The sequence below is a fragment of the Allobosea sp. P1_A7 genome, from assembly GCF_056406775.1.
Genome location: NZ_JBFTZN010000260.1, coordinates 1 through 8,106 on the forward strand (window position 1 = coordinate 1; position 8,106 = coordinate 8,106).

Consider the following 8,106-nt stretch of genomic DNA (forward strand, 5'->3'; position numbering starts at 1 on the left):
GTCATGGACGCCAACCTGATGAATGCCGAGGTTCCGCCCGGCAGCGAATTCTGGTTCGGCACCGATGCGCAGGGGCGCGACATCTACAGCCGCGTGCTGCACGGCGCCCGCATCTCGCTGACGGTCGGCATCGTCTCGCAGCTGATCAACACGGTGATCGGCGTCGCACTCGGCTTGTCGGCCGGCTATTGGGGCGGCTGGTGGGACGATCTGGTCAGCGGCCTGACCAACATGATGCTGGCGATCCCCTCGCTGATCTTCGCGCTGGCGATCATGGCGATCCTGAGCCCCGGCCTGACCAGCCTCCTGATCGCGCTCGGCCTGACCAACTGGTCCTATACCTGCCGGCTCTCGCGCGCCTCGACGCTCTCGCTCAAGAACCAGGGCTATGTCCAGGCCGCCAAGGTGCTGGGCTACAGCGATATCCGCATCATGGTGACGCAGATCCTGCCCAATATCCTGGGGCCGATCATCGTCATCGGCACGCTCGGCATGGGCGGCGCGGTGCTGGCCGAGGCCGCGCTCTCCTTCCTCGGGCTCGGCATCCGTCCGCCCTTCCCGAGCTGGGGCAGCATGCTCTCGGATGCGCGCGACCAGATCACCACCGCGCCCTGGATCTCGGTCTTCCCGGGCCTGGCGATCTTCGTCACCGTGCTCGGGCTGAACCTGCTCGGCGACGGCCTGCGCGACATCCTCGATCCGCAGTCACGGGCGCGACGCGCATGAATGGGACGGGCATGAGTGGCGAGGCGCTTCTCGAAGTCGAGAACCTGCGGCTCGACCTGATCGTCGGTGCGAGGCGCTTCCCGGCGGTGAAGGATGTCTCCTTCACCATCGGCCGCGGCGAGACGCTCGGCCTCGTCGGCGAGTCCGGCTGCGGCAAGAGCATCACCGCGCTCTCGCTGATCGGCCTGCTCAGGCATCCGCTCGCGATCGGCGGCGGCACAATCCGCTTCAAGGGCCGCGAGATCCAGAACCTCTCGGCGGGCGAGATGCGCAAGCTGCGCGGCAACGCCATCTCGATGATCTTCCAGGAACCGATGACGGCGCTGAACCCGCTTTCGCCGGTCGGGCGCCAGATCGCCGAGATGTTCGTGCTGCACAAGGGCGCGACCTGGCACGAGGCTGAAGCCAAGGCGGTCGAGGCGCTCGCCAATGTCCGCGTCCCGGCGCCGGACCGGCGCGTCAAGGATTTTCCGCACCAGCTTTCGGGCGGCATGCGCCAGCGCGTGATGATCGCGATCGCGCTCGCCTGCCGGCCGGACCTGCTCTTGGCCGACGAGCCGACGACGGCGCTCGACGTCACCGTCCAGGCCGAGATCCTCGACCTGATCCGCGATCTCTCGGCGGCGCAGGGCACGGCGGTGCTGATGATCAGCCATGATCTCGGCCTGATCGCCAATATGTGCGCCCGCGTCGGCGTGATGTATGCCGGCCGCCTCGTCGAGCAGCGCCCGGCGCAGGAGGTTTTTCGCACGCCGAGCCACCCCTATACCAAGGGCCTCGTCGCCTCCTTGCCGCTGCTGGGTGCGCGCGCCCGCCATGGCCGCCACAAGCTCAAGGAGATCACCGGCGTCGTGCCGGCGGTGACGGCTTTTCCTGACGGGTGCCGCTTCAACCCGCGCTGCTATGCCAGGACCGAGATCTGCGTGGCGCAGGATCCCGGAGTGACGCCGTTGCCGCAGGACGGCCTGGTGAGGTGCCATCATCATGAGTGACACGGGCGACCAGACCATCCTCAAGGTCGAGGACCTCGAGGTGAAGTTCGATCTCGGCGGCGGGCTGTTCGGTGGCAAGCGCCGCACCGTCCATGCCGTCGACGGTGTCGATCTCGTGCTGCGCAAGGGCGAATGCCTTGGGCTCGTCGGGGAATCCGGCTGCGGAAAATCGACGCTGGCGCTCTCGATCCTCGGCCTGCAGGCGCCGACGCGCGGCCGCGTCATTCTCGACGGGCAGGACATCGCGGCGCCCGGCGTCGACCGCAAGGCCCGCGCCCGCATCGCGCAGATGGTGTTCCAGGACCCGTATTCCTCGCTGAACCCGCGCCAGTCGGTGCGCCGGACGCTGGAAACGCCGCTGCGCATGCATGGCGTGACGACGAAGAGCGAGGTCGACGACCGCATCGCCGAGATCATGCGCCATGTCGGCCTGCGGGCGGAGCAGGCCGAGCGCTATCCGCATGAATTCTCCGGCGGCCAGCGCCAGCGCATCGGCATCGCGCGTGCGCTGATCCTGAAGCCGAAGATCGTGGTGCTGGACGAACCGGTCTCGGCGCTCGACGTCTCGATCCGGGCGCAGATCATCAACCTGCTGCTCGAGCTCAAGGACACGCTCTCGCTCTCCTACATCATGATCAGCCATGATCTCGGTGTGGTCGAGCATATGAGCGACCGCGTCGCGGTGATGTATCTCGGCCGGATCGTCGAGACCGGCGACTGGCACACGATCTTCACTGAGCCGCGCCACCCCTATACGCGCGCGCTGATCGCCGCGATCCCCGACCCGTTCAACCACGGGCTGGCGGTAAAAATGTCGGGCGAGGTGCCGAACCCGCTGGAGCCGCCCTCCGGCTGCCGCTTCCACCCGCGCTGCCCCGAGATGCGGGAGGGCTGCCGCGCCCTGCCGACGCCGCCGCTGGCCTCGATCGGTGGCGCGCACGCAGTCCCGCACGAGGTCCGCTGCATCAGGGCCGCAGAACTGGTCTGAGCGGCCTAAGCATCGGCCCGAAAAGTGGATTGCGGTTTTCGGGACAAAGCCGATGCAAACACAAAGGACTAGATCGTCGGACCGGATACGATTTCCAGTCCGATGATCTAACCGCGTCAGCATTATTGATCATCCGAAGGACAAGACCCATGGCCAAGCCCATGCCAAACCATTCCGCCCCGGCTCAGGCCGCTGCTGGCCTCGATGAGGGCCCGCTCGAGAGCATCCGCTTCACCGGCCTCAACGCCGGCCCAAAACTGATCGTGCTCGGCGCCGTCCATGGCAACGAGACCTGCGGACCCAACGCCATCCGCCGGATCATCGAGGAGTGCCGCTCCGGCAAGCTGGTCATTCGCCGCGGCGAGGTCACCTTCCTGCCGATCGCCAACCCCAAGGCCTACCGGCTGAAGACCCGCGAGGGCGACCGCAACCTCAACCGCGACATGCGCGAGAAGCCGCTGCCGGCGAATTACGAGGACCGGATCGGCAACCACATCTGCGCGCTGCTGCGCCAGCATGAGGTCCTGCTCGATGTGCATTCCTTCCGGGGCGAGGGCGAGCCCTTCGTCTTCTTCGGACCCGAGGACAACCGGGGCGAGCTCGAGCCGTTCCGCCAGGCGCAGGCCGAGGGCGCCTTTGCCGCCTGCCTCGGCGTGCCGGTGGTGATCCATGGCTGGCTCGACAATTACGCCAGGCTGATCGCGGCCCGCGAGGAGCTGAACCTGCCGCGCCTCTCGGTCACCGAAGGCTATGGCACGACCGAATATATGCGCTTTGCCGGCGGCTATGGCGTGACGCTCGAATGCGGCTCGCATGACGACCCGGCCTCGATCGAGATCGGCTATGCCGCGATCCTGAACGCGCTCGCCCATCTCGGCCTGATCGATGCCCCGGCGCCTTCAACCGCTGGCCGGACCGTCATCCACATCACGCAGGTGATCATCTGCGAAGCCGAGGGCGACAAGGTCGAGGGCGACTGGAAGACCGGCGACGCGCTCGCCAAGGGCCAGGTGATCGCGCGCCGCGCCAATGGCGCGGCCGTGACCGCGCCGGAAGCCGGCTACATCATCTTCCCGAGCACGACGGCCAAGCCCGGCGAAGGCATCTGCTATTTCGGGGTGAAGAGCGCCAGAACGCTCTGATGCTATCGGCCGGGCAGGGGGGCGCCGCCTTCTGCCCGGCCTCAGAAGCAGGTGAAGGAATAGGTTTTCTGGGTCTGCAGCAGGCGGTCGGTCAGGCCGCCCGGCGGATCGGAATTGTCGTTGAAGTCGAAACCGTATGGACAGATCGTCGACGCATAGCGGTTCGCGAAGGAATCCATGCGCAGCACCACCGAGGCGCGCGGCTCGTCAAACTCGCGCTTGGTGTGGATCTTCAGGAGATGGCTGTAGAGGCCGAGTTTCTCGACCGAGTACTTGATCGGCCCGGTCGGGGCGTTGATGCCGTCGGGAATATCAATCAGCACGGAATTGGCGCAGCCCGACAGGGCGGCCCCCAACGCCAGCGCGAGCAAGGCCTGACTTCTCATGGCGACTCAAGCCCCCGCGACCCGACAGCGACAAGCTCAGCATAGTCCGGTGCAACTGTCGATTTTCAAAGCGGCTTCAGGGGATATACGACGCGGCCCTTGATACGGCCGGGAGCCGTTGCAGTCTTGCCACGCGCATCGGCACGTGCCCGCTTCGGGTCGGCCTCACCTGCGTGGCAGCCTCGCTGCGAGATCAGTCGATGATTTCGTCGGCCAGGGCGATCAAGGCATCGGGTATGATCAGACCGATCTGCCTTGCCGTCCTGAGGTTGAGCACGAGTTCGAACTCGGAGGATCGTTCAACCGGCAGCTCGGAGGGCTTGGCTCCCTTGAGGATGCGAGCGGCATAATAGGCCAGCCTCTTGAAGCTCTCCTCGAGGCGAGGACCGAAGGTCAGGAGCCCGCCACTGCGGGCAAACGTGCTCCAGCCGGATAGGGCGGGGATCCGGTGCGCCGAGGCGAACGCGGCAATCTGCTTCTGGCTCTGCAGCATGACGCTGTCAGGCAGCACCACGAGCGCGTCCGGCGGATGCCCGGCGAGGCTTGCAAGCAGGTCGCCGACCTCCTGGACATTGCGCGTCGGAACCCACCGAAGCTCCATCCCGAGCTGGCGTGCCATGGCCTGGGACGCGGCGATTTCGAGCGCGGCGCCGGGATGGACGGGGTCGCCCATGAGGACGACCCTCCTGGCCTGTGGCGCGGCCATCCGCAGGAGATCGAGCCGCTTCTCGTTCAACTCGATCGCCATGAAGCTGACGCCCGTCAGGTTCCGGCTTGGGCGGGCCAGGCTGTCGGTGAGTTCAGCCGCGACGGGGTCGCCGCTGAAGCCATAGACGACGGGGATCTCGGTCAGCCCCCGCAGGCCGAAAATGGCCGTGCCTTGAGCGATGATCACATCGGGCCTGAGGCCGATGAGCTCGTCGACGACGGCCGATAGCCGTTCCGGATTYCCGTCGGCCGAGTGCGCGAGGACTTCGATGTTCCGGCCCTCGATATAGCCTTCGGCCGCGAGGCCGCTTCGGAAGGCGCCAAGATAGCTCTCGACCTGAGCCAGCGGAAACAGGGAAATCCAGCCGATCCGGGCGGGCTTGCGCCCCGTTTGCGCATGGGCGGAATTGCCGGGAAGAACGAGGCTGACCAACAGAACAAGGCCGGCCAGGAGGACGGGGCTGAAAGCGAGACGCCAGCTTGGCTTCATCGGTCACTCCACAGGTCTCAGCCTTGAGCAGGAGCAGGCCTCTCGTCGACGGATCGGCCGGACACGAGCGGCTCCCCATCATACGCATCAATGCGCCGTTTGGTAGCAAACCCTGCCGGGGGCCGCGGTTGCGGCGCGCCGCCGGAATGGCCAGGGGGACCCGTCGCGCCGCGCTCATTCGCCCGCATCGCGATAGCGCTGGTCGAACCGGCGCTCGTCGCCGTGCTGCGACCAGTCCTCGTCTGGGATCGGCTTCCAGAACAGCACGCGGATGAACAGCATCATCAGCGCCCCCAGGAGGATCAGGGCGACCAGCGCGGCGATCAGATATTCCAGGATGGTCGGTGCCATCGGTCAGCCTCCAAGCGGCAGTGCGTGGGTGATGTCGGCGCGGAACGGCACTGGCAGGCCGGCGGCTTGCGCATTCGCGCCCGTGATAGTGATGATCCGGAACGGCCCGCCGGCCGCGAGCCGGGTCGCTTCCGCGCAGGCCAGCGCGCCAAGGCGCGCGATCTGCTGCTGGTCGAAGCCGGCGCCGCGCAGCGCCGCATCAGCGCATTCGCCCTGGTCGCCGGTGATCTCGATGATCGCGAGCGCCATCCTGCGGATGCTGTTTGTGTCCGCGAGCGAACGGGCCTGCGCCCAGTTGCTGCGGAGATCCTCCAGCGCCTCGGCAAAACTTGGGCCCCGGCCATGGATGCAATGGCCGGCAGCGATCCCCCCGGGGTAGAGCACGCCGCGCACGGCGGACTCATCCGGATGCTCCGTGCTGACCGAGAGATCGGCCCAGGCCGCCGGCCCGGCTTCCCCCGCAATCGTGCGCAAGGCCTCCCTGATGGCGATCGGGGTCATCTGCGAATCCTCGGAGGCGATGGGTTTGGAAAGGCTGGTCGTCGCCATGGCGCTCACTCCGCGGCCTCAAGGCGCCGGGCGCGGGTGAAATCGGCATAGGCTGCGGCGCGGGCATCGGGGCTGGTCGCCTCGATCATCGCCTCATGCAGCTGGCTGAATTTGCGCAGCGCCTGGATCGCGATCCATTCCTGCGCCATGCCCCAGCGCCATTCCCCGGAGCGCACCGTCTTGCCGTCGCTGGTCATCGCCTGGAGATCAAAGAAGGTGGCCTCCGCATCGGTGCCGACCACCAGCTCGTAAAACCCCTCCGACCGGTCGTCATGACCGAGTTCCAGCGTCTCGATACTCACCGGGAAGTTGYGGGCCATCTCAGGCCCCCGGCAGCGTGGCCGCGGGCTTGGCGCAGCGCGGCGAGAGGTCAGCCGCTGGCTGCCCGGCCGCGCCAGCGCGTTCGCCGCTCCGCCGGATGGTCTCGCGATCGCCGTCCGTGCTGACAAAACTGATCTCGCTCATCCCCGTCATCCCGCTCTCCCTCCGGGGAGGGCGCTGCCAGCCCGATGGGCGGCGCGCCTCTCCGTTCGATACTGGAATGATAACTTAAATTATCATCGTGTCAATAATGAAAGTTATCGAAATCGCCCGGGGCGCACCGTCGATCGAGACTCGACTTGTCCTCCGCCCTCTGGCTTAAATGAGAACATAACACGAACAGAAGGGATGTGTGATGAGCCTGGCCTATTCGGGAAGTGGTGAGCGGCCCGAACTGTCTTACGTCGCGTCGCTGGACATCCAATGCGAGGATTGCGGGCGCACGAAGCGGATGTGGCCGGGCGCGATCCAGGAGGTGATCGGGCAGGGGACGCGCACCCTGATGGGCCTGCACAACCGGCTGTCCTGCTCGGTCTGCCGCGAGCGCGGCGGCCTCGGCAAGAACATCAACCTCGTGCCGATTTTCAGGAGGAGCGCATGACGATTCCAGCGAACCGACGTCAGGCAACCCAGGATCGGAACATGGCCGGCGGCGCCCTGGCGCGCCCTACAACAGGATCGTTAGATACTGTTGTATGTGATTGTGATTGTGATTGGCATGCCTGCAGCATCTGCCGCGGCAATGCCCCAGCACATGCTGCAGCATGTGCCCCGGCATATGCCGCAGCTATGCAGCAGCATCCCGCCGATCGATCAGACACCCCTGGCGTTTGCACCGTTCTTCCGGGGCTTCATGCGCGAGACGCTTGGCCTGTCCGGCGAGGCACGAAGCGCCCTCCGTGAGCGCATCCGGACCAGCCTCAGTCTCGTGGGCGAGGATGCCAGCGGAGGGCTGAAGACGCCGCCGGCAATGGCGCGGCTGCTGGAGATCAGGGCGGGGGCGTTGCTGGACATTCCATGCGAGGATTGCGGGCGCACGAAGCGGATCTGGCCGGGCGCAATCCAGGAGGTGATCGGGCAGGGCACGCGGACCCTGATGCGCCCCCGACAACCGGCTCTCCTGCTCGGCCTGCCGCGAGCGCGGCGGGCTCGGCACGACCATCACCCTCGTGCCGAGCTTCAGGAGGAGCGCATGAACCGCCATTGGACCGAGGGGCTCGAACACGCCACGCAGTTCGTCATCTTCCCGCCGCTCGGCCGGGAGGCGGAGTTCGGCGCGGCCAAGCCTCGCCTGCTCGCTCATCTCAAGGCGCGCTTCCCCGATTACAGCTTCGGCCTCACCGCGATCGCCATGGACGACGAGATCAGCATCCTGCCGGTCTGCGGAACCGTGGGGGACGATGCCAGCGGCAGGCTGAAAAGGCCGCCGGCGATGGCGAGGATGCTTGAGATC

At 66.6% G+C, this 8,106-nt stretch carries 12 protein-coding genes; 6 read left to right on the forward strand and 6 right to left on the reverse strand.

Going from position 1 to position 8,106, the window contains the following annotated elements:
- From AC1D34_RS30095 to AC1D34_RS30110, 4 genes are all read left to right on the forward strand, one after another.
- Window positions 1-726 (forward strand): ABC transporter permease (locus AC1D34_RS30095; RefSeq protein WP_476826185.1); only part of this gene is annotated, 726 nt, incomplete at its 5' end.
- A gap of 11 nt (window positions 727-737) precedes the next feature.
- Window positions 738-1,718: an ABC transporter ATP-binding protein gene (locus AC1D34_RS30100; protein ID WP_441504856.1), complete on the forward strand. Its 981-nt coding sequence runs from the start codon at window positions 738-740 to the stop codon at window positions 1,716-1,718.
- Entirely contained in the window at window positions 1,711-2,706 is a 996-nt protein-coding gene (locus AC1D34_RS30105; RefSeq protein ID WP_441504733.1) for an ABC transporter ATP-binding protein, read from the forward strand. Before AC1D34_RS30100 ends, AC1D34_RS30105 begins: the two co-directional genes overlap by 8 nt.
- A 149-nt stretch (window positions 2,707-2,855) precedes the next feature.
- Complete coding sequence (locus AC1D34_RS30110) at window positions 2,856-3,848, forward strand: succinylglutamate desuccinylase/aspartoacylase family protein (RefSeq protein WP_441504732.1); 993 nt, start codon at window positions 2,856-2,858, stop codon at window positions 3,846-3,848.
- A 41-nt stretch (window positions 3,849-3,889) separates the two neighbouring features.
- Here the strand turns inward: AC1D34_RS30110 and AC1D34_RS30115 are convergent, their stop codons facing one another.
- The 6 genes from AC1D34_RS30115 to AC1D34_RS30140 form a co-directional block, all read right to left on the reverse strand.
- A complete protein-coding gene (locus AC1D34_RS30115) occupies window positions 3,890-4,234 on the reverse strand; it encodes a hypothetical protein (RefSeq protein WP_441488667.1) in 345 nt (114 codons plus the stop codon).
- A 193-nt stretch (window positions 4,235-4,427) separates the two neighbouring features.
- Entirely contained in the window at window positions 4,428-5,432 is a 1,005-nt protein-coding gene (locus AC1D34_RS30120; RefSeq protein WP_441504731.1) for an ABC transporter substrate-binding protein, read from the reverse strand.
- Between the two features lie 174 nt (window positions 5,433-5,606).
- Window positions 5,607-5,783 carry a hypothetical protein gene (locus AC1D34_RS30125; RefSeq protein ID WP_441504730.1) on the reverse strand — a complete coding sequence of 59 codons (177 nt, stop codon included), beginning with the start codon at window positions 5,781-5,783 and terminating at the stop codon, window positions 5,607-5,609.
- A 3-nt stretch (window positions 5,784-5,786) separates the two neighbouring features.
- Window positions 5,787-6,332 carry a hypothetical protein gene (locus AC1D34_RS30130; protein WP_441504729.1) on the reverse strand — a complete coding sequence of 182 codons (546 nt, stop codon included), beginning with the start codon at window positions 6,330-6,332 and terminating at the stop codon, window positions 5,787-5,789.
- Window positions 6,333-6,337: 5 nt separating this feature from the next.
- Window positions 6,338-6,652, reverse strand: a complete 315-nt coding sequence (locus tag AC1D34_RS30135; RefSeq protein ID WP_476826186.1) for a hypothetical protein — start codon at window positions 6,650-6,652, stop codon at window positions 6,338-6,340.
- A 1-nt stretch (window position 6,653) separates the two neighbouring features.
- The gene (locus AC1D34_RS30140; protein WP_441504727.1) at window positions 6,654-6,797 is read right to left on the reverse strand and encodes a hypothetical protein; all 144 of its coding nucleotides are present in this window, start codon (window positions 6,795-6,797) and stop codon (window positions 6,654-6,656) included.
- Between the two features lie 211 nt (window positions 6,798-7,008).
- Between AC1D34_RS30140 and AC1D34_RS30145 the strand changes: the two genes are divergently transcribed.
- Together AC1D34_RS30145 and AC1D34_RS30150 are read left to right on the forward strand one after the other, a co-directional pair.
- Entirely contained in the window at window positions 7,009-7,254 is a 246-nt protein-coding gene (locus AC1D34_RS30145) for a hypothetical protein (RefSeq protein ID WP_113518228.1), read from the forward strand.
- A 117-nt stretch (window positions 7,255-7,371) separates the two neighbouring features.
- Window positions 7,372-8,106 (forward strand): hypothetical protein (locus AC1D34_RS30150; RefSeq protein WP_476826187.1); only part of this gene is annotated, 735 nt, incomplete at its 3' end.